Here is a 22685-nt window from a genome sequence, read left to right as displayed (position 1 = left end):
CTAAAGGAAATGCGATGAGTACTACTGCTTTGGTAGAAGGCAAGATCGTACAGTGCATCGGCGCCGTTATCGACGTGGAATTTCCGCGCTCGCACATGCCGAAGATTTACGACGCGCTCATTCTGGAAGGCACCGAGCTGACGCTGGAAGTCCAGCAGCAGTTGGGCGACGGCGTGGTCCGCACCATCTGTCTGGGTGCATCCGACGGCTTGCGCCGCGGCACGATCGTGAAGAACACGGGCAACCCCATCAGCGTGCCGGTCGGCAAGCCGACGCTTGGCCGCATCATGGACGTGCTCGGCCGTCCGATCGACGAAGCCGGTCCTATCGAATCGACCGCCACGCGTTCGATTCACCAGCTCGCGCCGAAGTTCGACGAGCTGTCGCCTTCGACCGAACTGCTCGAAACGGGCATCAAGGTTATCGACCTGATCTGCCCGTTTGCCAAGGGCGGTAAGGTTGGCCTGTTCGGCGGCGCCGGCGTGGGCAAGACCGTGAACATGATGGAACTCATCAACAACATCGCGAAAGAACACGGCGGTTATTCCGTGTTCGCCGGTGTGGGTGAGCGTACCCGCGAAGGGAACGACTTCTATCACGAAATGAAGGACTCGAACGTTCTCGACAAGGTCGCGCTGGTGTACGGCCAGATGAACGAGCCGCCGGGCAACCGTCTGCGCGTGGCGCTGACCGGCCTCACGATGGCCGAGCACTTCCGTGACGAAGGTCTCGACGTGCTGTTCTTCGTCGACAACATCTACCGTTTCACGCTGGCGGGCACGGAAGTGTCGGCACTGCTCGGCCGTATGCCGTCGGCAGTGGGCTATCAGCCGACGCTGGCTGAAGAAATGGGCAAGCTGCAAGAGCGCATCACGTCGACCAAGACTGGTTCGATCACGTCCGTTCAGGCCGTGTACGTCCCTGCGGATGACTTGACCGACCCGTCGCCGGCTACGACTTTCGGCCACTTGGACGCAACGGTCGTGTTGTCGCGTGACATTGCATCGCTGGGTATCTATCCGGCAGTGGACCCGCTCGATTCGACCTCGCGTCAGATCGACCCGAACGTGATCGGCGAAGAGCACTACTCGATCACGCGCGGCGTGCAGCAAACGCTGCAGCGTTACAAGGAATTGCGCGACATCATCGCGATTCTGGGCATGGACGAACTCGCGCCGGAAGACAAGCTCGCCGTGGCGCGCGCTCGTAAGATCCAGCGTTTCCTGTCGCAGCCGTTCCACGTTGCTGAAGTGTTCACGGGCTCGCCGGGCAAGTACGTGCCGCTGAAGGAAACCATTCGCGGCTTCAAGATGATCGTTGAAGGTGAGTGCGATCATCTGCCGGAGCAGGCGTTCTACATGGTTGGCACGATCGACGAAGCCTTCGAAAAGGCCAAGAAGATTCAGTAACGGTCGGGTGTAGACGAAGCGGGCGCGGATCTCAAAACTCCGCGCCTTCGTAATACGCTCAGGAGTCGATATGGCAACCATCAAAGTAGACGTCGTCAGCGCGGAAGAGCAGATCTTCTCGGGCCAGGCGAAGTTCGTCGCGCTGCCGGGCGAAGCAGGTGAACTCGGCATTTTGCCGGGCCACACGCCGCTCATCACGCGCATTCGTCCGGGCGCGGTGCGCATCGAAGCGGAGGACGGTTCGGAAGAGTTCGTTTTCGTCGCAGGCGGAATCCTCGAGATTCAGCCGGGCGTCGTGACCGTTCTTGCCGATACCGCCATTCGCGGCGCCGATCTGGACGAAGCAAAGGCCGAGCAAGCAAAGAAGCGCGCGGAAGAAGCGTTGCAGAACACGGGCTCGAACCTTGAATACGCGACCGCGCAAGCGGAACTCGCGTACGCAACGGCACAGCTCGCCGCCATTCAGCGTTTGCGCAAGCTTGGCTCGAAGCACTAAGCCAGCGCGCTTGTAGAGAATCGAAGAAAGCAGCCTCCGGGCTGCTTTTTTTATGGCGAGTCCGGGTTGCTTCCCGGCAAATCTGCATGACCGTTGTGCACCCCGATTGCGGGTAACACTTGATGCCAGCGCCGCTTGCCACCGTGCAAAATAGCCTTCCAAACAGCCTACGTCCTTGAGGCTGCATATCTTGCACGGTCGATAGCGGAGACCCTTCGATGGCAACTCAACCGACGCAGGCCAGCGCGCAAGTCGAACCGCGTGACGGTCTTTCCTACGTCCGCGGCGTGACCGACACGCCCTTGAGCGACGCCACCGTTTCGCGCTTTCTTCTCGATACCGCGCGCCGCTTTCCCGGGCGTCCCGCTGTCGTGTTTCGTGAGCAGAACATCCGCTGGACCTGGCGTGAGTTCGCCGACGAGATCGACGTGCTTGCGAGCGGCTTGCTTGCGCTTGGCATCGAAGCAGGCGACCGCGTCGGCATCTGGTCGCCGAATCGCGCGGAATGGCTGCTGACGCAATTTGCGACGGCGCGCATCGGCGCGGTGCTGGTGAATATCAATCCGGCTTATCGGCTTGCCGAACTCGAATACGCACTGAACAAGGTCGGCTGCAAGGCGATCGTCGCGGCGGAGCAGTTCAAGTCGTCGAAATATCTGGAGATGTTGCAGACGCTCGCGCCGGAGCTCGCCCATGCGCAACCAAACGCGCTAAACGCGGCGAAGCTGCCGGACCTGCGCGCCATCATCCGAATGGGCGAAGGCAAGACGCCCGGCATGCTCAACTTCGACGCGTTGATGGAAGAAGGCCGCGCGCTCGTCGATACCGCCAAGCTCGATGCGCTCGAAGCCAAACTCGCCGCCGACGAAGCGATCAACGTGCAGTTCACGAGCGGCACGACGGGCAATCCGAAGGGCGCGACGCTTACGCATCGGAACGTGGTGAACAACGCGCGCTATATCGCGATGGCCATGCGCCTCACCGAGAACGACTCGCTGTGCATTCCCGTGCCGCTTTACCACTGCTTCGGCATGGTGCTCGCGGTGCTGGCTTGCGTATCGACCGGCTGCGCGATGGTGTTCCCCGGCGAGGCATTCGATCCCGCCGCGACGCTCGCCGCCGTGCACGAGGAGCGTTGCACGGCGCTACACGGCGTGCCGACGATGTTTATCGCCGAACTCGATCATCCCGAGTTCGCGAATTACGACCTGAGCCGGCTGCGCACGGGCATCATGGCGGGCTCGCCGTGCCCCATCGAAACGATGAAGCGTGTGGTCTCCACCATGCATTTGAGCGAGATCACCATCGCTTACGGCATGACGGAGACAAGTCCGGTTTCGTTTCAAAGCTCGACCACCGACCCGCTCGACAAACGCACGACCACTGTCGGGCGCGTTCAGCCGCATCTGGAGGTGAAGATCATCGACCCGCTCGGCGAAATCGTGCCGGTCGGCCAGACGGGCGAACTGTGCACGCGCGGCTATTCGGTGATGAAAGGCTATTGGGGCGACAACGCAAAGACGCGCGAGGCAATCGTCGATGGCTGGATGCATACCGGCGACCTCGCGACGCTCGACGCCGAAGGGTACTGCAACATCGTCGGACGCCTGAAGGACATGCTGATTCGCGGAGGCGAAAACGTCTATCCGCGCGAGATCGAGGAATTCTTGTTCCGCCATCCGAAGGTGCAGTCGGTGCAGGTGTTCGGCGTCCCGGACGAAAAGTATGGCGAAGAGGTGTGCGCCTGGGTCGTGCTGCGTCCGGGCGAGATGGCCAGCGCCGACGAGATCCGCGACTTTTGCCAAGGACAAATCGCGCACTACAAGATTCCGCGTTACATCCGGTTCGTCGACGAATTGCCGATGACGGTGACAGGCAAGGTCCAGAAGTTTGTGATGCGCGCGCAGATGATCGACGACCTGAAGCTTGCGGAAGCCAAAACGGCGTAATTGAAACGACGAAGGGAGCGCTATTAAGCGCTCCCTTCCTGTCATGGCACGAAACGTTCGGCGGCGAAACTCGCAACTAGCGCAAACGTTTGTGCAGGCGAAAAAAAAGCGGGCCTGGAGCCCGCTAAAAACCACACGCTACGGGGTTAGCGCGAGGAGACCAAAGGTGGGATTCGATTCAACGTCAAATCGAAGAACGATCCCAACACTGATGTCCCTTTCAGAGATTCGCCCAAGGCGACCACCGGAAAACGCCGCATTTGCAACCGCGCGCCCGGACACATCCGTGTTGAAACCGTTTGAACAGATTGTGGGCGAATTGATTCTGACCCGCCGTAACAAAGTGTTTCAGGTTGTAACCCCCGTCCCATAAGGCTCTCGTTAAATTTTCGGTCGCGGATGCGTACAAAGCCGTGCAGATATTGTCAGTTATTAAGCTGATTTATTCGATACGCTAAAACTCCCGGAGTTTTTCCGGTTATATGGGCCGCTGCGTTAATCGGCATTTTCCGGGAAAATCGAACGGGCGCACGTATGAAATCGATACTCATTCGGCCTGAACCGCCAAAACTTCCCGTAAAAGACGCACTTGGAGACTCGTATGACCATTGACGCCGCTCTGCTTCGCTACTACGCCACCGTCGCCGAAGCTTTTCCGCCGCTCGGTCCCGATGCCGACGCGAAGGCAGTGCGCGAGCGCTTCAGCGAAGTGGCGAAAGCCTACGCCCCGGCGCCGGACGAAACCATTTTCGTCGAGGACATCGAGATTCCGCTTGCCGGGCGCACGCTTGCCGCGCGCATCTATAAGCCGAAGTCGGCGAACGGTCCGCTGCCGCTAATCGTCTACTTTCACGGCGGTGGCTGGGTGGTCGGCGATATCGAGACGCATGATGCGCTGGTCGCCCGCCTCGCGCGCGATTCGCAGTGCGCAGTCGCGAGCGTCGATTATCGGCTGGCGCCGGAGCATCCATTTCCCGCGCCTTGCGACGATGCCCTCGACGCGCTGATCTGGCTCGCCGAACATCGTTCTCGGCTTGGCTTCGCGACGGACCGGCTGGCTGTCGGTGGCGATAGCGCGGGTGCGCATCTCTCGGTGGTCGCGGCGCGCGGCGCGAACGAGCGCGTGGCCGGTCTCGTCAGTCTCCAGCTTCTGCTGTATCCGGTGATGCGGCGGCAATTCGAGAGCGCGAGCTGTCTTGCAAACGCGAACGGCCCCGGCCTCACCAACGACGAGATGAAGTGGTACTGGACTCAGTTCCTGTCCGGCGTGATGCCCGACGCCCATGATGTGCGCGCCTTTCCGCTCGCCGAGCCGTTCGAGCGGACGCCTGCGCCCGCGTTGATCGTCGCGGCAGCCTACGACCCGCTTTACGACGATGCCCACGAACTCAAGCGCTTCCTCGAAACCAACGGCGGCCGCGTCGAATTGATCGACGCCGCGGACATGACGCACGGCTTTGGCCGCATGCATCCGCGATCCGAAGCCGCGCTCGCCTGGCTGCGTCGGATCGGCGAGCGCGCGGGCGAGTGGTTGCGCGCCGCGCGCTGATCGTTCATTTGAGCCACTTGTCCACTACAGCCCGAAACTCGCCCGAACCGCGCGCGAGGTGCAACCACTGGTCGACGTACTGCTGCCAGACGACATCGCCGCGCGGCAGCAGATACGCCTTTTCGCCGAACTGGAAAGGTTTGTCCGGATGCACGGTGCATAGGCCTGGATTGAGCTTCTGCTGAAGCAGCGTTTCCGAGGCATCCGTGACCATGACATCTGCCTTGCCGTCCAGAATCTGCTTGAAGATCGTGACGTTGTCCGGGTACTCGATCAACTGCGAATGCGGGAAGAACTGCTTGGCAAAGCGCTCGTTCGTGCCGCCGGGATTCACGATCGTGCGCACGTTCGGCTGATCGATCTGTTCGACGGTCTGATACTTGTCCACGTCATCGCAGCGGACAATTGGCGTTTTGCCGTCCTCCATATATGGCGCGGTGAAGAAGGCGCGCTTCTGCCGGTCGAGTGACGTCGATACGCCGCCGACCGCGATATCGCACTTGTCGATGAAATCGTTCATCAGGTTCGACCACGAAGTCTTCACGTATTCCGCCTTGGCGCCAAGCGACTTCGCGAGGCTTTCCGCCAGGTCGATATCGATGCCTTCGAACTGTCCGTCCGTCCGCAGGAACGTGTACGGCTTGTAGTCGCCGGTCGTGCAGACGCGCAGCGTGTGGCGCCCGAGGATGTCGTCGAGCCGCGTGGGCGGCGTGACGGGCGGCGGAGGCGCGGGCACGGTGCCGACACTTCCCGCCTGCACCGTTTGAGCAAGTGCGGTGGTGGACATCGACCCGGCAAAGACGGCGATTGCGACACTAATGGACGTTAAAAACGCGCGTTTCATCGATTCTCCGTGTTCTATTCGTATTGGTTGCCGCCGTCGATCATAACGAGCGCGCGTGAGTCTGAACATCACTCTCAGCCGCCGATGACGCGCGCATCGTCCGGTAGAATGGACGATTCTTCGCATTCAGCATCGAGCGCCGTGGCCCACACTCTCCTGAACGACACCTTTCTGCGCGCGCTCTTGCGGCAGCCGACCGAATACACGCCGATCTGGCTAATGCGTCAAGCCGGGCGCTATCTGCCCGAGTACAACGCCACGCGCGCACGCGCAGGCAGTTTCCTCGGTCTTGCGAAGAATCCCGATTACGCCACCGAAGTGACGCTTCAGCCGCTCGAACGTTATCCGCTCGACGCGGCGATCCTCTTCTCCGACATCCTCACCATTCCCGACGCAATGGGCCTCGGGCTGAACTTCGTGCAAGGCGAAGGTCCGCGTTTTGAACGCACGGTGCGCACCGAAGACGACGTAAAGCGCTTGGCCGTGCCGGACATCGACGCCACGCTGCGCTATGTCACCGACGCTGTCAGCCAGATTCGCCGCGCGCTCACCGACGCGGAAGGCCGTCAGCGGGTACCGCTCATCGGCTTCTCGGGTAGTCCGTGGACGCTTGCGTGCTACATGGTGGAAGGCGGCGGCTCGGACGATCATCGCACCGTGAAATCGATGGCTTATTCGCGGCCCGATCTCATGCACCGCATTCTCGATGTGAACGCGCAAGCGGTTGTCGCGTATCTCAACGCCCAGATCGAAGCCGGCGCGCAGGCGGTCATGATCTTCGATACCTGGGGCGGCGCACTTGCCGACGGCGCGTATCAACGCTTCTCGCTCGACTACATCGCGAAGGTCGTTGCGGGCCTCAAGCGCGAGCACGACGGCGCGCGGGTCCCGGTTATTACGTTCACGAAGGGCGGCGGGTTGTGGCTTGAGCAGATCGCGTCAATCGGCGTGGATGCTGTCGGGCTGGACTGGACAGTGAACCTCGGCGCGGCGCGCGAGAAAGTGGGCGCTCGCGTGGCGTTGCAGGGCAATATCGATCCGAGCGTGCTGTTTGCGCCGCCCGAGGCGATTCGCGCCGAAGCGCGTGGCGTGCTGGAAAGCTTCGGCAATCATCCGGGGCACGTCTTCAATCTTGGCCACGGCATTTCGCAGTTCACGCCGCCCGAACACGTTGCCGAGCTGGTCGATGAAGTCCATTTGCACAGCCGGGCGATGCGCGCGGCCGCGTTGGTACGCTAAACAGTATGTTGCAGTGCAGCGCGATACCGTCGGGTACAGCGTTTCAGAAATCGTCGGATTTGTCTGAAACGCCCGCCCTTGGTGGAATCGAAAGATGTCAAGACAGCAGTTATACACATTTTGTACGTTGCGGCGCGCCATCAGACATATCGCCATCCGCGATCAATTAAATGTCGCTATTTGTTGCGTAAGTGCCTGTTTGCATTAATGTTTGTTGTGGTCTGCCCGAAATGTGGGCCGACGCACATAAGTGATCGGTGGCACGGTTTGCGGCAGCCCGTAATGCACTTCTCAACAAAGTTATCCACAGGCCTGTGGAAAGCATCGGAAATCTAAAAATAATCTTCGGTTTACCAGCGATTCTGATGTTTTACTTTAAGTTCGTCGCGCGAAGCCTGATGTCATTGTCGGAAAGCCCGCCGTGGCTTGCCGAAAGGCGTCGCGTGGCATGAGCGGCCTCTATGTGCGCGTCGCTATCGATCAGCCGATGTCTGTGCTGTTCGATTACGTCTATCAACTCGACGTCGAGCCTGTGGTCGGCTCGTTGGTGCAGGTGCCGTTCGGGCGGCGCGACGTCGTTGGGCTCATCTGCGAGATCGCGACCTCAACCGACGTCCCCGCCGACAAACTGCGCCACGTAACCGCCATCTGCGATGCCTGCGCGCCGCTTTCCGCCGAATGGATCGGGCTCGCGACGTTCGCGGCGGAATACTATCAACGCGGGCTCGGCGAAGTTGCGCTGCCCGCTTTGCCGCAAGCTCTACGCGACGCATCGCGCTGGAACCGCCTATTCGCGGTCGAGCCGCGTTACCGCATGCTGGCAGCCGGACGAGCCGAACTTCCGGGTGCCTTGCCCGCGCGGGCGAGCGCGTTGCGGCGGCTGGCGGAAGCGCTGGGATCGAGCGAGACGCTGGGTTTGTCCGAAGCGCGCGCCGTACATCCCAAGGCAAGCGCGACTTTCGACGAATGGCTGACGCGCGGCTGGATCGAAAGCGTTGAAGACGCATCGCCGGCGGATCACGCGCCGACGCTCGCGGCGACCGAAGCGCCGCCGCGCCTGACCAACGAGCAACGCGAAGCCGTCGATGCCATCGCGAGCGCGCAAGGCTTCGCGCCTTATCTGCTGCACGGCGTGACGGGCAGCGGCAAGACCGAGGTTTATCTGCACGCGCTTGCCGCGCTGCTCGCCAGACAAGCGGATGCGCAGGCGCTCGTGCTTGTGCCCGAAATCAACCTGACACCGCAGTTCGAGACGGCGTTCCGCAATCGTTTTTCGATGCTTGCGCCCGGTTCCATCGTCACGATGCACAGCGGTCTTGCCGAGGGCGAACGCGCCCGCAACTGGCTCGCGGCACACACGGGAAGCGCGCGCATCGTGCTTGGCACGCGCCTCGCGATCCTCGCACCGCAGCCAAAACTGGCGATGATCGTCGTCGATGAAGAGCACGACCCGGCTTACAAGCAGCAAGAAGGGTTGCGTTATTCCGCGCGCGATCTGGCCATTTATCGGGCGAAGCAGCTTGGTATTCCCGTCGTGCTCGGGTCGGCGACGCCATCGCTCGAAACCTGGTGGCAGGCGGAGCAGGGCCGCTACACGCGCCTGACGCTCAAGCGCCGCGCCGTCGCCGATGCGGCGTTGCCAAGCGTGCGGCTCATCGATCTCGAAGAGGAAAGGCAGCGCGGGCGCGCGTCCGTGGAAGGCTTGTCAGGCCCGCTCATCGCAGCGCTGAAGGCGCGTCTGGAGCGCGGCGAGCAGAGTCTCGTGTTCCTGAATCGGCGCGGCTATGCGCCGATTCTGTCGTGCGACGCCTGCGGCTGGGTCGCGGGCTGTCCGCGATGCAGCGCCTACGCCGTGCTCCACAAGCCCGAGCGCGCGTTGCGCTGTCACCATTGCGGCTGGGAATCGCGCATTCCAAAGGCATGCCCGGAATGCGGCAACATCGATATCGCGCCAATGGGACGCGGCACGCAACGCGTGGAGGAAACGCTCGCGAGCGTAGTTCCCGGCGCACGGGTGTTGCGCATCGACGCGGACAGCACGCGGCGCAAGGGCAGCGCGCAGGCGCTTTTCTCGGATGTCCATGCAGGCGAGGTCGATATTCTCGTCGGCACGCAGATGATCGCGAAGGGCCACGACTTCCGCCGTGTGACGCTCGTGGGTGTCCTGAACGCCGACACCGCGCTTTTTTCTCACGACTTTCGCGCAAGCGAACGGCTTTTCGCGCAACTGACGCAGGTGAGCGGCCGCGCGGGTCGCGCCGGACTTCCCGGCGAAGTGATGATTCAGACGCGATATCCGCGTCACGCGCTGTATCAGGCGTTATCGCGGCAGGACTACGTGGGATTCGCCAACGCGACGCTTGCGGAACGTCGCGACGCGCGTCTGCCGCCATTCGTCTATCAGGCCATGCTGCGCGCGGAAGGCCGCACGCTCGAAGCGGCGCTGGCGTTTCTCGGGCAGGCGGCGGCCGCCTTCGCGCCCTTGCCGGGCGCGGACCGCGTGACGGTCTACGATGCCGTGCCGCTGACCATCGTGAAAGTGTTCAACGTGCACCGCGCGCAATTGCTGCTCGAAAGCAGCTCGCGGGCTGCGCTTCAATTCGCCCTGCGCGCGTGGCAACCGGCGTTGCGCGCGCTGAAGGGCGTACTGCGCTGGAACGTGGAAGTGGATCCGCTGGACGTCTAATACTCGGCGCGCGTGGCGCTTCCAGATGCGGATTCGAGGTCGTCGTGCAGATCGTCCGAACGGCCTACATGCGGCGATGCGCCTCGCACAAACAAGACGACGCACACTGCGAACATCACCCAAACGCTGGCTATCACCATCCAAGTGCTCATGCTCGTTATTCTCCGAGAGCCCCGCGGTGGTCCTCCGCGGAATGTGGCGCCGACGGCGCGCATGGCGTTTATATCGGCTGCACTCGGGCAATTACTTAGGGCATGTCCCAAAATAAAAACGCCTAGGGAAACTACTAGGTGATTTCCGCCAATGTCCGTTCGGCGTTGCATCGCGCAAAGCCTTGTCCCACAAGGGTTCCAACATGGTGCAACCCTCTCGAAATTGTCGGTTGCACCTTTTATTTCAGCGGAGTACGATTCGCCAACTTTTAGGTCTACGGCCGGGTGAGCACGTCCGGCAAACGAAGGAATCATGGCGAGCACAACCCTTGGCGTCAAAGTCGACGATCTGCTGCGTTCACGGCTCAGAGATGCCGCGACCCGGCTCGAGCGCACTCCTCACTGGCTCATCAAGCAGGCGATCTTCGCCTATCTGGAGCGTATCGAGCATGGTCAGCTTCCGCCGGAACTTTCGGGCACGAACGGCTCGGGCGAACCCGGCGAGACCGTAGCCGTCGAGGGCGATGACGACAGCGCGCCGCAACCTTTCCTCGATTTCGCGCAGAACGTGCAACCGCAGTCGGTGTTGCGCGCGGCGATCACGGCGGCGTATCGTCGCCCGGAACCCGAATGCGTGCCGTTCCTGATCGGACAAGCGCGCTTGCCGGCCAGCGTTTCCGCCGATACCGAAAAGCTCGCGACCAGACTCGTCGAAGCCTTGCGCGCGAAGAGCACGGGCGGCGGCGTGGAAGGGTTGATCCACGAGTTCTCGCTGTCGAGTCAGGAAGGCGTTGCGCTGATGTGTCTCGCCGAAGCGCTGCTGCGCATTCCCGACCGCGCGACCCGCGACGCGCTCATCCGCGACAAGATCAGCAAGGGCGACTGGCGTTCGCACATGGGCCAGGCGCCGTCGCTGTTCGTGAATGCGGCGACGTGGGGCTTGATGATCACCGGCAAGCTCGTCACGACGAATAGCGAGGCCGGTTTGTCGTCGGCGTTGACGCGCATGATCGGCAAAGGCGGCGAGCCGCTGATCCGCAAGGGTGTGGACATGGCGATGCGCCTCATGGGCGAGCAGTTCGTCACCGGCGAGACCATCTCCGAAGCGCTCGCGAACAGCCGCAAGTTCGAGGCGCGCGGTTTCCGCTATTCCTACGACATGCTGGGCGAAGCAGCGACCACCGAGGAAGACGCGCAGCGTTACTACGCTTCCTACGAGCAGGCGATTCACGCTATCGGCAAGGCGGCGGGCGGGCGCGGCATCTACGAAGGCCCGGGCATCTCGATCAAGCTCTCGGCGCTGCATCCGCGTTATTCGCGTTCGCAGCAGGAACGCACCATGAGCGAACTGCTGCCGCGCGTGCGCGCGCTGGCGCTGCTCGCGCGTCGTTACGACATTGGCCTGAACATCGACGCGGAAGAAGCGGATCGCCTTGAAATCTCGCTCGATCTGCTCGAAGCGCTGTGCTTCGACCCAGCGCTCGCGGGCTGGAACGGCATCGGCTTCGTGGTGCAGGGTTATCAGAAACGCTGCCCGTTCGTGATCGATTACTTGATCGACCTGGCGCGCCGCAGCCGGCATCGGCTGATGATTCGTCTCGTGAAGGGCGCGTATTGGGATACCGAAATCAAGCGCGCGCAAGTGGACGGCCTCGAAGGCTATCCGGTTTATACGCGCAAGATTTATACGGACATCTCGTATCTTGCTTGCGCGAAAAAACTGCTGGGCGCGCCGGATGCCGTCTATCCGCAGTTCGCGACGCACAACGCGTTCACGCTGTCGGCTATCTATCACCTCGCGGGACAGAATTACTATCCCGGCCAGTACGAGTTTCAGTGCCTGCACGGCATGGGCGAACCGCTCTATGAAGAAGTCACGGGCCGCGACAAGCTGAACCGGCCATGCCGCGTGTATGCGCCGGTCGGCACGCACGAAACGCTGCTCGCGTATCTCGTGCGGCGTCTACTCGAAAACGGCGCGAACACATCGTTCGTGAATCGTATTGCCGATGAATCCATCCCCGTGAAGGAGCTCGTCGAAGACCCGATCGACGAAGCGCAGAAGATCGTGCCGCTCGGCGCGCCGCACGCGAAGATTCCGCTGCCGCGTCAGTTGTACGGGGACGAGCGGCCCAATTCGATGGGTCTGGACTTGTCGAACGAGCATCGCCTGGCGTCGCTGTCGTCGGCGTTGCTCGCGAGCGCGAATCATCAGTGGCGCGCCGAGCCGATGCTCGAAGGCGACGATCCGCACAACGGCGTCGCACGCGACATTCGCAATCCCGCCGATCTGCGCGATCTCGTCGGCACGGTGGTGGAAGCGTCGAAGGAACAAGTCGGCGCCGCGATCGCCAACGCGGTGGCCGCCGCGCCGATCTGGCAAGCGACGCCCGTCGATGACCGCGCCGACTGCCTCACGCGCGCCGCCGACTTGCTCGAAGCGCAGATGCACACGTTGATGGGCCTCGTCGTGCGCGAAGCAGGCAAGTCGCTCGCGAACGCGGTATCGGAGATTCGCGAGGCTATCGACTTCCTGCGCTATTACTCCGCACAGATTCGCGAGGAATTTTCGAACGACACGCATCGTCCGCTCGGACCGGTGGTCTGCATCAGCCCGTGGAACTTCCCGCTTGCGATTTTCATGGGTCAGGTCGCGGCGGCGCTCGCGGCTGGCAATCCGGTGCTCGCGAAGCCAGCCGAGCAAACGCCGCTGATCGCCGCGCAAGCCGTGCGCATTCTGCGCGAAGCGGGCGTGCCGCCGGGCGCCGTGCAACTGTTGCCGGGCAACGGTGAAACCGTGGGCGCAGCGCTCGTCGCCGACCCGCGCACGCGCGCCGTGATGTTCACCGGCTCGACCGAAGTCGCGCGCCTCATCAACAAGACGCTGTCCGAACGGCTCGATCCGGACGGCCGCCCGATTCCGCTCATCGCCGAAACCGGCGGCCAGAACGCGATGATCGTCGATTCCTCGGCGCTTGCGGAACAGGTCGTCGCGGACGTGATGCAGTCGTCGTTCGACTCGGCGGGTCAACGCTGCTCGGCGCTACGCGTTCTTTGTCTGCAAGACGATGTCGCGGATCGCACGCTCGAAATGCTGACCGGCGCGATGAAGCAACTCGCGGTGGGCAATCCTGACCGGCTGTCGGCGGATGTCGGTCCCGTGATCGATGCCGACGCGAAACGCGGCATCGACGCGCACGTTGCGCAGATGCGCGAGAAGGGCCGCAAGGTCGTGCAACTGCCGCTGCCGGACGGTTGCGCGCAAGGCACATTCGTGCCGCCGACGCTGATCGAACTCGACGGCATCGACGAACTCAAGCGCGAGGTCTTCGGCCCGGTGCTTCATGTGGTGCGTTACCGCCGTTCGTCTCTTGATAAACTCCTCGACCAAATTCGGTCGACCGGTTATGGACTGACGCTCGGCATCCATACGCGGATCGACGAAACCATCGCGCATGTCATCTCGCGCGCGCACGTGGGCAACATCTACGTGAACCGCAATGTGATCGGCGCGGTGGTCGGCGTGCAGCCGTTCGGCGGGGAAGGTTTGTCGGGCACGGGTCCGAAAGCGGGCGGCGCGTTGTACTTGCAGCGCTTGCTGGCCAAGCGTCCCACTGGATTGCCGAAGTCGCTGGCAAGCGCGCTCGTGGTGGACAAGGCGGCATCCGCCGATGCCCCGACCGCCGCTCTCACGGCGCTGCGCGACTGGTCCATCGGCGAACGCGATCCGCAGACCGCGGCGCGTTGCGACGGTTATCTGCAACACGTGCTCGCGGGCGCGACGGCCGTGCTGTCCGGTCCGACCGGCGAGCGCAACACGTACACGCTCGGCGCGCGCGGCACGGTGCTGTGCGTGGCGGCAACCCCGAGCGGCGCGCGGGCGCAGTTTGCCGCCGTGCTGGCAACGGGCAACAAGGCGCTGTTCGCCGGTTCGGCGGGCGAGCAGTTGGCGGCGTCGCTGCCGGCATCGCTCAAGCCGTATGCCGCGGTCAGGAAAGACGCGGCGGCGGAGTTCGACGCCGTGCTGTTCGAAGGCGACAGCGATGAACTGTTGTCGCTCGTGAAGGAAGTCGCGAAGCGCCCGGGACCGATCGTATCGGTGCAGGGCGTGGCGGCGGGAACATTCGCCGATGCTGATCATGACGGCGAAGACTATGCGCTCGAACGTCTGCTGACGGAACGCTCGGTGAGCGTGAACACGGCGGCGGCGGGCGGCAATGCGAATTTGATGACGATCGGTTGAGAAGTATCCTCTCGCGCTCGATTCAAACAAACGGCAGCAGGCACGGCGATCCCGGCGACGAGCTGCCATTCACACTGGTACTAGGAGAAGCTATGAAGCACACGATGAACAAGCTGGCAGCCGCCCTGACGCTCGCCGGCCTGTCGCTCGCGGGGACTGCGTTCGCGCAAACAGCAGAAGATGTGAAGGTCGGCTTCGCCGGGCCGATGACCGGTGCGCAGGCGCACTACGGCAAGGATTTCCAGAACGGCATCACGCTCGCGGTCGAGGACTTCAACGCCACGAAGCCGGTGATCGGCGGCAAGCCGGTTCGCATCGTGCTCGATTCGGCGGACGATCAGGCCGACCCGCGCACGGGCACGACCGTCGCGCAGAAGCTCGTCGACGACGGCATCAAGGGCATGCTCGGCCACTTCAACTCGGGCACGACCATTCCGGCATCGCGCATTTATGCGAATGCCGGCATCCCCGAAATCGCGATGGCAACCGCGCCGGAGTACACCACGCAAGGCTTCAAGACGGCCTTCCGCATGATGACGTCCGACACGCAGCAAGGCTCGGTCGCGGGCGAGTTCGCGGTGAAGACGCTGAAAGTGAAGAAGATCGCCATCGTCGATGACCGCACGGCTTACGGCCAGGGTCTCGCCGACCAGTTCGAGAAGGCAGCGAAGGCGTCGGGCGGCAACATCGTCGTGCGCGAATTCACGAACGACAAGGCTGTCGACTTCAAGGCGATTCTGACCAAGATCAAGTCGTCGAATCCTGACCTCGTGTACTACGGCGGCGCGGATTCGCAAGCCGCGCCGATGGCCAAGCAAATGAAGACGCTTGGCTTTCGTGCACCGCTGATGGCGGGCGAGATGGTCAAGACCGACACGTTCATCAAGATCGCGGGCGACGCGGCCGATGGCACGGTGGCATCGCTCGCCGGCCTGCCGATGGACCAGATGCCTGGCGGCGCGGACTACACGGCGAAGTACAAGAAGCGCTTCAACGAAGACGTAGAGACGTACTCGCCGTACGCCTACGACGGCGCAATGGCCATGTTCAACGCAATGAAGGCGGCCAACTCGACGGACCCGGCAAAGTATCTGCCGCTGCTTGCCAAGACCGACATGCAAGGCGTGACCACGAAGCATCTGGCGTACGACTCGAAGGGCGATCTGAAAAACGGCGGTATCACGCTGTATAAGGTCGTTGGCGGGAAGTGGACGACGCTGCAGAGCGTGGGTGGGAAGTAAGGTTTAGTGGCTGTTTTGGATGGCCCGGTCGTGTGCGACCGGGCCGTTTTCGTTTGGGCGGGCTAACCGGCTGAACCAGCCCTCAGCGCTTCCCCTGCTCCCGAATCTGTTCGAGCGTCGCGCCCGGCGTGCTCTGATCCGCCGGAATCCGAATCTCGATCACCGCGGGCAATCCGGAACTCACAGCGCGCTCGAACGCCGGCATGAACTGCTCCGTCGATTCGACCCGCTCGCCGTGCGCCCCGAACGCGCGCGCATAAGCCGCGAAGTCGGGGTTCGTCAGCCCCGTGCCATGGACCCGATGCGGATAGTGCCGCTCCTGATGCATGCGGATCGTGCCGAACTGCCCGTTGTTCACGACCACGAAAATCACCGGCAGCTGGTACTGCATCGCCGTGGCGAGTTCGTGGCTCGACATCATGAAGCAGCCATCGCCCGCGAACGCGATCACCGTGCGCTGCGGATACAGCGACTTCGCCGCGATGGCCGCAGGCACGCCGTAACCCATCGCACCGCTCGTCGGCGCAACTTGCGAGCGGAAGTGCCGATACGAATAATGCCGATGCAGCCAGGTCGCGTAATTGCCCGCGCCGTTGGTGAGAATCGCGTCTTCGGGCAGGCGCTCCGAAAGCGTGCGCATGATCTCGCCGAGCTGGACATCGCCGAGCATGGGGCGCGGCTTGCGCCATTCGAGATACACGGCGTGCGCCGTCTCGGCGCTGCCCGACCACGCGATCTGCGCGGGCGGTTCGAGCGCGGCGAGCATCGACGCAATCTCGGGCATGCCGGAGACGATCGGCAGATCGGCGCTATACACGCGGCCCAGTTCCTCCGCGCCCTGATGCACGTGAATCAGCGTCTGCTTCGTCTTAGGGATGTCGAGCAGCGTGTAGCCGCCCGTCGTCGATTCACCCATGCGCGGGCCGAGAACGAAGAGCACGTCCGCTTCGCGCACGCGCGCGGCCAGCGCCGGATTGATGCCGAGCCCGACATCGCCCGCGTAATTCGGATGCTCGTTATGCAGCGTGTCCTGATAGCGGAACGCGCATCCCGCCGGCAACTGCCAGCGCTCGATGAAGCGCGCGAAGTCCTGCGTCGCCTCGGCGGTCCAGCCGCTGCCGCCCGCGATCACGAATGGTGTCTTCGCGTTGGCGAGCAGTTCGCGCACGCGCTCGATCTGCGCCTGCGAGGGCGCCGCCGCGACGCGCTGATAGCGCGGCACGGGCGGCGCCGCGTCGCACGCTTCGGTCAGCATGTCTTCGGGCAACGCCAGCACGACCGGGCCGGGTCGTCCCGCCGTCGCGACATGGAACGCGTGGCTCAGATACTCCGGCACGCGGCGCGGATCGTCGATTTGCGCGACCCACTTCGCCATCTGCCCGAACATGCGCCGATAGTCGATTTCCTGAAACGCCTCGCGATCCATGTGATCCCGCGCGCATTGGCCGATCAGCAGGATCATCGGCGTCGAGTCCTGGAAAGCGGTGTGCACGCCGATGGACGCGTGCGTCGCGCCCGGCCCGCGCGTGACGATAGCCACGCCCGGACGCCCCGTCAGCTTGCCGACCGCCTCGGCCATGTTCGCCGCGCCGGCTTCGTGGCGGCAGACGATCGTCTGTATCTGGCTGGTTTCGTCGTGCAGCGAGTCCAGGACGGCGAGAAAGCTCTCGCCCGGCACGCAGAACACGCGTTCGACACCGTGATGAACGAGCGCATCGACAACCAGACGCGCGCCGGTGGTCTGGCCATGAGAAGCGGATGCCATGCGAACAAGTCTCCTTTGTCAGTGAGCATCGGTGAGCCCGGGTTTCGAGCCGCAGACCGTAGCTTACGCCGCTGGATGGGACTCTGGCTGATGCAGTCCGGCCGCCTTGGCGCGCGACGCGCCTGCCGCCGCGCGCCTCACAGCGGACAAACCGCCAAGCGACATCTCTCGTCCCGTCGCGTCGATCGTGCCAGACCGGCATTTTTTCCCGCATGACGCGCGACGCAATCCGCACGGCCGGGTTGTTTCCATCAGTCGAAATACCCCTCTTTCACGCCCTTTATCCAGCGATAGGCCCGAAGTGATCTTCGCAATAATGGCTTCACTGAAAAGCGGGCGCGGAAATAACCAAAGGGTGCTCGCCTCGCAAATATCGCTGCATCTATCCTCATCGGGGGCCAGTTTGAACATTCGTAAATTCATCGGCGCGAACAGTCGTGACGCTCTGCGCCAGGTCCGTGAAGCGCTCGGACCCGATGCCGTGGTGTTGTCCAACCGCACGCTCGACGATGGATCGGTGGAAATCGTCGGTGTCGCGGATAGCGATCTCGCTTCGATCTCGCCCGCGAAGGCCGCACGCGAACAAGCCGCCGCCGCGCCGTTCGCCAGCGCCACGCCGCGCGCCGCGCTTGCACAAGCCGCAGCCGCCGCGATGAAGCAGCAGGCCGCCGCTCCCAGCTCTCCGATGAACCCCTACGCCAGCGGCGATGTTTTCTCCTCCGTCTTCGGCAACACCGCCGACGCCGACGATTTCGACGAGCAAGCCGACGAAGAGCGCATGGAAGCACCGCGCACGATGGCCGATTCCAATCCGTGGTTGATCGAACATGCGCGCCGTATCGCGCAACAGGCTTCGGTGCCGTCGAACCGGCCGCTGACGCCGTCCGCCGCAATTGCACGCGGCATGGGCGTGCCGGTATCGGTCAAGGCAGCCGACGCACCGCGCCAGCAAGCGCCGCGTGCACAAGCCGCCGCGCAGCCGGTTGCCGCCGCGCCTGCCGCACCCGCCGCGCAAGCGCACGCAAAGATCGAAACGCCCGACTGGGCGCGTGAAGCCGCGCAAGTCGCCGCACGCCGCGCCGCACAGAAGATCAACGCAGCACCGCAACCCGCCGACGAAGCGCCGGCCGCATCGGGCAATTTCGAAGGCTTGCCGGCCAATGCCGCAGCCGTCGTGACCGAAGCCATCCGCACGCGCATGGAGCAAGTCGTCAACGAAACGGTGATGAACGAACTCTCGTCGATGCGCGAGATGATGGAAGAGCACTTCTCGGGTTTGCTGTGGGGCGACCGCCAGCGCCGCAACCCGACCAACTCGGCCTTGACCAAGCGCCTCTTCGCCGCCGGTTTCTCCGCGCAACTCGTGCGCATGGTGATCGACAACATGCCGTCGATGGAGAACGTGGAAAACGCGCTCGAATGGGTGCAGCAAGTTCTCGAATCGAATCTGCCGGTGATGCCGAGCGAAGACGCGTTGATGGAACGCGGCGGCGTGTTCGCGCTGATGGGCCCGACGGGCGTCGGCAAGACGACGACCACGGCAAAGCTCGCGGCGCGCTGCGTGATGCGCTTCGGCGCCAGCAAGGTCGCGCTCCTGACGACGGACAGCTACCGGATCGGCGCGCATGAACAACTGCGCATCTTCGGCAAGATTCTCGGCGTCTCGGTGCACGCGGTAAAGGACGGCGCCGACCTGCAACTCGCGCTCTCCGAACTGCGCAACAAACATATCGTGCTGATCGACACGATCGGCATGAGCCAGCGCGATCGCACGGTCTCCGACCAGATCGCGATGCTGTGCGGCACGGGTCAGCCGGTGCAACGCTTGTTGCTGCTGAACGCCACGAGCCACGGCGACACGCTCAACGAAGTCGTGCAGGCCTACAAGAGTGCGCCGGACCAGCCGCCGCTCGCGGGCTGCATTCTGACCAAGCTCGACGAGGCGACCAACCTCGGCAGCGTGCTCGATACGGTCATCCGCTACAAGCTGCCGGTGCATTACGTATCGACCGGTCAGAAGGTGCCGGAGAACTTGTACGTCGCAACCAAGCGTTTCCTCATCAAGAGCGCGTTCTGCATTCCGCGCGATGGCTCGCCTTTCGTGCCGCAAGACGACGATGTGCCGGCGCTTCTGTCCGCACTGTCCGCACGCGCCACGACCGAACTGCATGGAGTCCATTTTGGATAAGTTCGTGCTCGATCAGGCTGAAGGCCTGAGAAGGCTGCTGACGCGCGCCAGTTCTCGCGTGGTGGCTGTAGTGGGCGGACCGGCGGGCATCGGTTGCACGTCGGCGGTAGTGAACCTCGGCGCGGCGTTGTCCGTGCATGGCAAGGATGTGCTCGTCATCGACGAGCGGCATAACGCGGGCTCGGTCAGCCGCATGGCGGGTGTGGATGGCGCGGGCGCGCTCTCGGCGGTGATGTCCGGCCGTCGCGAACTGCAGGATGTCGCGGTGCGCACGCCGATGGGTTTTTCGCTGATCGCCGCACCGCGCGATGAACGTATCAGCCACGACGCGGCGCAAGCACGCGCGCTGCTCGACGGCCCCGCGGATATCGTGCTGATCGATGCGCAACTCGATCGTAATGGCGCGCTCTCGTCGCTCGCGGCGCAGGCGCATGACTTTCTGATAGTGACGCGGGTAGCCGCGTCGGCGATCACCGAGGCGTATGCGTGCATGAAGCGCTTGCACTACGCCCACGCGATCGGCCAGTTCCGCGTGCTGATGAATCACGTGCAGGACGCAGCCGATGCAGCGATCGCGTTCGACAACCTCTCGGGTGTCGCGAGCCGTTATCTGGCCGTTTCGCTCGTGCAGGCAGGGTATGTGTCCGAGGATGCGCGCGTCGCTCGGGCGAGGGAGCTCTCTCGGTGTGCGGTGGAAGCGTTTCCGGCTACGGCCGCGGCGCGCGACTACCGCTACATCGCAGCCGAGCTGCTGCACTGGCCGATGCGTCCCGCGCCGTTTTCGCGCGGCGACGAAGCGAGCCAGTACGACGCGCACATTCCGGTTGGCGAGTCTGGTGAAAGCGGACGGAAAGCGGCGCACCGAGCGGCGGCGTTTTCTGATCATGCAATGAGCAGCACGGCGTCGATGTGATATTGAAAGGTGAACAGGATGTATAACGCCCAAGGCAAACTCTCGCAGTCCGACGTGCTTACGAAATATGCGCCGCTCGTTCGCCGCCTCGGACTCCAGCTCGTCGCCAAGATGCCGGCGAGCGTCGATCTCGACGATCTGATCCAGGCCGGCATGATTGGCCTCCTCGATGCGGCTAGCCGCTACAAGGAAGATCAGGGCGCCCAGTTCGAAACCTACGCAAGTCAGCGTATTCGCGGCGCCATGCTCGACGAGTTGCGCGCCAATGACTGGTTGCCACGCAGCATGCGCAAGACATCGCGCGAAGTGGAGTCGGCGGTACACAAGGTGGAACAGAACCTTGGCCGTTCGGCCAGCGAGACCGAAGTCGCCGAGCACATGAAGATGCCGCTCGACGAGTATCAGTCGATGCTGCAGGACTTGCACGGCAGCCAGTTGATCTATTACGAAGACTTCGACCGCTCGGCGGACGACGAGCCGTTCCTCGACCGTTACTGCGTCGATCGTTCGGACCCGCTGTCGGCGCTTCTGGACGACAGTCTGCGCGGCGCGCTGATCGAAGCCATCGACAAGTTGCCGGAGCGCGAGAAGCTGCTCATGAGCTTGTACTACGAGAAGGGCCTCAACCTGCGCGAAATCGGCGCGGTGATGGAAGTGAGCGAGTCGCGCGTGTGCCAGTTGCATAGCCAGGCCGTGGCGCGTTTGCGTGCGAAGCTGCGGGAACAGTCGTGGACTAGCGTCGAGGCTTGAGTTCCGAGTTGTAGAGGCGCGCGAAGCCCCGAACCGGGGCCGCGCGCTTTTTGCTTTTGCCTTCGCAAAGGCGCTCGAATGCGCGCGGATGGGCTCAATGCATCTCGAAGTCGCGCGCCTCGGCGAACACCGTCTTGCCTTCGCCGAGACTCTTTGCGCGATACATCGCGCGATCCGCGGCTCTCAGCACGGCGGTGATATCGGCGTCATGCGCTTCCGCCGCGCTCGACAGCAAGCAGGCGCCGATACTCGCCGATACGCTCACTGGGCGCTCCTGCACCAGCGTGAGGTCGGCGAGCGCCGAATGGATGCCATCGGTGAGCGTGAGCACCGCGCTGCGATCGCGCATGTTGCGCGCGAGCACGACGAACTCGTCGCCGCCCAGCCGCGCGATGGTGTCGGTCTTGCGCATGCGCCGTGCAAGCAATTGCGCGAACGACTGCAACAGCACGTCGCCGACTGCGTGACCGTAGGTATCGTTCACGCCCTTGAAGCCGTCGAGGTCGATCAGTAGCAGTGCGCTGGTACTCGCGTCGGCGGCTTCGGGCGCGGACATCGCGCGATTCACGGTTTGTTCGAGCGCGTAACGGTTATAGAGGCCCGTGAGCGGGTCTGTCGATGCCTGCCGCGCCAGCACGCGATTCGCGCTGCCAAGCCTGTCGACCAGCACGCTCAGATACACCGACGCGCCCAGCACGCTCAGCGCGAGCCCGAGCGCGGCGGCGCGGTTTGCCACCCACCACGGTTGCCACAACGCCAGCGCGACGATCGCGACGAGCGCCATCGCGCACGAAATGGCGAGCGTGCGCTTGCCGTAGCGGCATCCCGAGCCGATCAGAAACCAGAACACCACCCACAGCAGCGGCAAGGCGAGCGTGCCGCAGAGAAAGAGCATGGCGCCGAGCAACGCCTGATCGAGGATAGTGGTGATGACGAGCCGGACGTTGGACAGCGCCATCATCCGGCTGACGAGCAATAGTGTGATTGCACCGTAGGACACGTAGAGCGCGATCAACCGCGTGATCAGCGACGCGTTGGCCGAAGGGTGCCGCCACGCATACACCGCATAAGCCAGCAGAACTGCCGCTCCCATCCCGATACGCAGCATGGCTTGCTCGCGTTCGGGATTCCGGTTGCCGGACCATGCGAAGGCATAGGCCCGGCGTGCCGGTTGATGCGCCTGCTCCATACTGAACCCCTGGTGGTGATTTCTTGCTGTTATGGTCTTTTGCGCGTGTCTTTGCTGTCGCGCTTTGTCTTA

The 22685-nt window shown here is 63.2% G+C and carries 14 protein-coding genes; 11 read left to right on the top strand and 3 right to left on the bottom strand.

All coding sequences use genetic code 11. The features are described from left to right. Window positions 1-14: 14 nt before the first annotated feature. From atpD to QCE79_RS14120, 4 genes are all read left to right on the top strand, one after another. Window positions 15-1409 (top strand): F0F1 ATP synthase subunit beta, encoded by a 1395-nt coding sequence (atpD, locus tag QCE79_RS14135; protein WP_244826604.1) that lies wholly within the window; start codon window positions 15-17, stop codon window positions 1407-1409. A gap of 70 nt (window positions 1410-1479) precedes the next feature. Continuing rightward, entirely contained in the window at window positions 1480-1905 is a 426-nt protein-coding gene (locus QCE79_RS14130; RefSeq protein WP_244826603.1) for a F0F1 ATP synthase subunit epsilon, read from the top strand. A 218-nt stretch (window positions 1906-2123) separates the two neighbouring features. Continuing rightward, window positions 2124-3854 carry an AMP-binding protein gene (locus QCE79_RS14125; RefSeq protein ID WP_309844945.1) on the top strand — a complete coding sequence of 577 codons (1731 nt, stop codon included), beginning with the start codon at window positions 2124-2126 and terminating at the stop codon, window positions 3852-3854. 601 nt (window positions 3855-4455) lie between these two features. Continuing rightward, window positions 4456-5403 carry an alpha/beta hydrolase gene (locus QCE79_RS14120; RefSeq protein WP_309844944.1) on the top strand — a complete coding sequence of 316 codons (948 nt, stop codon included), beginning with the start codon at window positions 4456-4458 and terminating at the stop codon, window positions 5401-5403. Between the two features lie 4 nt (window positions 5404-5407). On the opposite strand, the gene QCE79_RS14115 is transcribed toward QCE79_RS14120, so the two are convergent. Next, entirely contained in the window at window positions 5408-6190 is a 783-nt protein-coding gene (locus QCE79_RS14115; RefSeq protein ID WP_404989351.1) for a transporter substrate-binding domain-containing protein, read from the bottom strand. A gap of 198 nt (window positions 6191-6388) precedes the next feature. Here QCE79_RS14115 and hemE point away from each other — a divergent pair, with 198 nt between their 5' ends. From hemE to QCE79_RS14095, 4 genes are all read left to right on the top strand, one after another. Next, on the top strand, window positions 6389-7486 hold the full coding sequence (hemE, locus tag QCE79_RS14110; protein WP_309844939.1) for a uroporphyrinogen decarboxylase: 1098 nt from the start codon (window positions 6389-6391) through the stop codon (window positions 7484-7486). Window positions 7487-7934: 448 nt separating this feature from the next. Next, window positions 7935-10172, top strand: coding sequence for a primosomal protein N' (locus QCE79_RS14105; protein ID WP_309844936.1), 2238 nt, complete (start codon window positions 7935-7937; stop codon window positions 10170-10172). Between the two features lie 465 nt (window positions 10173-10637). After that, the gene (putA, locus tag QCE79_RS14100; RefSeq protein WP_250526401.1) at window positions 10638-14567 is read left to right on the top strand and encodes a trifunctional transcriptional regulator/proline dehydrogenase/L-glutamate gamma-semialdehyde dehydrogenase; all 3930 of its coding nucleotides are present in this window, start codon (window positions 10638-10640) and stop codon (window positions 14565-14567) included. Window positions 14568-14659: 92 nt separating this feature from the next. Next, window positions 14660-15808: a branched-chain amino acid ABC transporter substrate-binding protein gene (locus tag QCE79_RS14095; RefSeq protein WP_244826596.1), complete on the top strand. Its 1149-nt coding sequence runs from the start codon at window positions 14660-14662 to the stop codon at window positions 15806-15808. A gap of 82 nt (window positions 15809-15890) precedes the next feature. On the opposite strand, the gene QCE79_RS14090 is transcribed toward QCE79_RS14095, so the two are convergent. Continuing rightward, window positions 15891-17573 (bottom strand): thiamine pyrophosphate-binding protein, encoded by a 1683-nt coding sequence (locus QCE79_RS14090; protein WP_309844932.1) that lies wholly within the window; start codon window positions 17571-17573, stop codon window positions 15891-15893. A 403-nt stretch (window positions 17574-17976) separates the two neighbouring features. Here QCE79_RS14090 and flhF point away from each other — a divergent pair, with 403 nt between their 5' ends. From flhF to QCE79_RS14075, 3 genes are read left to right on the top strand one after another with little or no spacing between them, the layout of a single operon-like run. After that, the gene (gene flhF, locus QCE79_RS14085) at window positions 17977-19761 is read left to right on the top strand and encodes a flagellar biosynthesis protein FlhF (protein ID WP_244826591.1); all 1785 of its coding nucleotides are present in this window, start codon (window positions 17977-17979) and stop codon (window positions 19759-19761) included. Beyond that, on the top strand, window positions 19754-20674 hold the full coding sequence (locus tag QCE79_RS14080; protein ID WP_309844929.1) for a MinD/ParA family protein: 921 nt from the start codon (window positions 19754-19756) through the stop codon (window positions 20672-20674). Before flhF ends, QCE79_RS14080 begins: the two co-directional genes overlap by 8 nt. A gap of 18 nt (window positions 20675-20692) precedes the next feature. After that, window positions 20693-21424, top strand: a complete 732-nt coding sequence (locus QCE79_RS14075) for an RNA polymerase sigma factor FliA (RefSeq protein WP_244826590.1) — start codon at window positions 20693-20695, stop codon at window positions 21422-21424. A 94-nt stretch (window positions 21425-21518) separates the two neighbouring features. Here the strand turns inward: QCE79_RS14075 and QCE79_RS14070 are convergent, their stop codons facing one another. Then, entirely contained in the window at window positions 21519-22613 is a 1095-nt protein-coding gene (locus QCE79_RS14070) for a GGDEF domain-containing protein (RefSeq protein WP_309844925.1), read from the bottom strand. Between the last annotated feature and the right edge of the window lie 72 nt (window positions 22614-22685).

Origin of the sequence: Caballeronia sp. LZ003 (genome assembly GCF_031451465.1) — a bacterium.
GTDB lineage: Bacteria > Pseudomonadota > Gammaproteobacteria > Burkholderiales > Burkholderiaceae > Caballeronia.
This window is presented reverse-complemented; position numbering and strand designations above follow the sequence as displayed.

Excerpts from the sequence above, each read along its gene's own strand:
- QCE79_RS14070 (WP_309844925.1), bottom strand. The coding sequence starts at position 22,613 with ATGGAGCAGGCGCATCAACCGGCACGCCGGGCCTATGCCTTCGCATGG.
- QCE79_RS14115 (WP_404989351.1), bottom strand. The coding sequence starts at position 6,190 with ATGTCCACCACCGCACTTGCTCAAACGGTGCAGGCGGGAAGTGTCGGC.
- QCE79_RS14075 (WP_244826590.1), top strand. The coding sequence starts at position 20,693 with ATGTATAACGCCCAAGGCAAACTCTCGCAGTCCGACGTGCTTACGAAA.
- QCE79_RS14125 (WP_309844945.1), top strand. The coding sequence starts at position 2,124 with ATGGCAACTCAACCGACGCAGGCCAGCGCGCAAGTCGAACCGCGTGAC.
- QCE79_RS14130 (WP_244826603.1), top strand. The coding sequence starts at position 1,480 with ATGGCAACCATCAAAGTAGACGTCGTCAGCGCGGAAGAGCAGATCTTC.
- QCE79_RS14095 (WP_244826596.1), top strand. The coding sequence starts at position 14,660 with ATGAAGCACACGATGAACAAGCTGGCAGCCGCCCTGACGCTCGCCGGC.
- QCE79_RS14105 (WP_309844936.1), top strand. The coding sequence starts at position 7,935 with ATGAGCGGCCTCTATGTGCGCGTCGCTATCGATCAGCCGATGTCTGTG.
- QCE79_RS14090 (WP_309844932.1), bottom strand. The coding sequence starts at position 17,573 with ATGGCATCCGCTTCTCATGGCCAGACCACCGGCGCGCGTCTGGTTGTC.
- QCE79_RS14120 (WP_309844944.1), top strand. The coding sequence starts at position 4,456 with ATGACCATTGACGCCGCTCTGCTTCGCTACTACGCCACCGTCGCCGAA.
- putA (WP_250526401.1), top strand. The coding sequence starts at position 10,638 with ATGGCGAGCACAACCCTTGGCGTCAAAGTCGACGATCTGCTGCGTTCA.
- atpD (WP_244826604.1), top strand. The coding sequence starts at position 15 with ATGAGTACTACTGCTTTGGTAGAAGGCAAGATCGTACAGTGCATCGGC.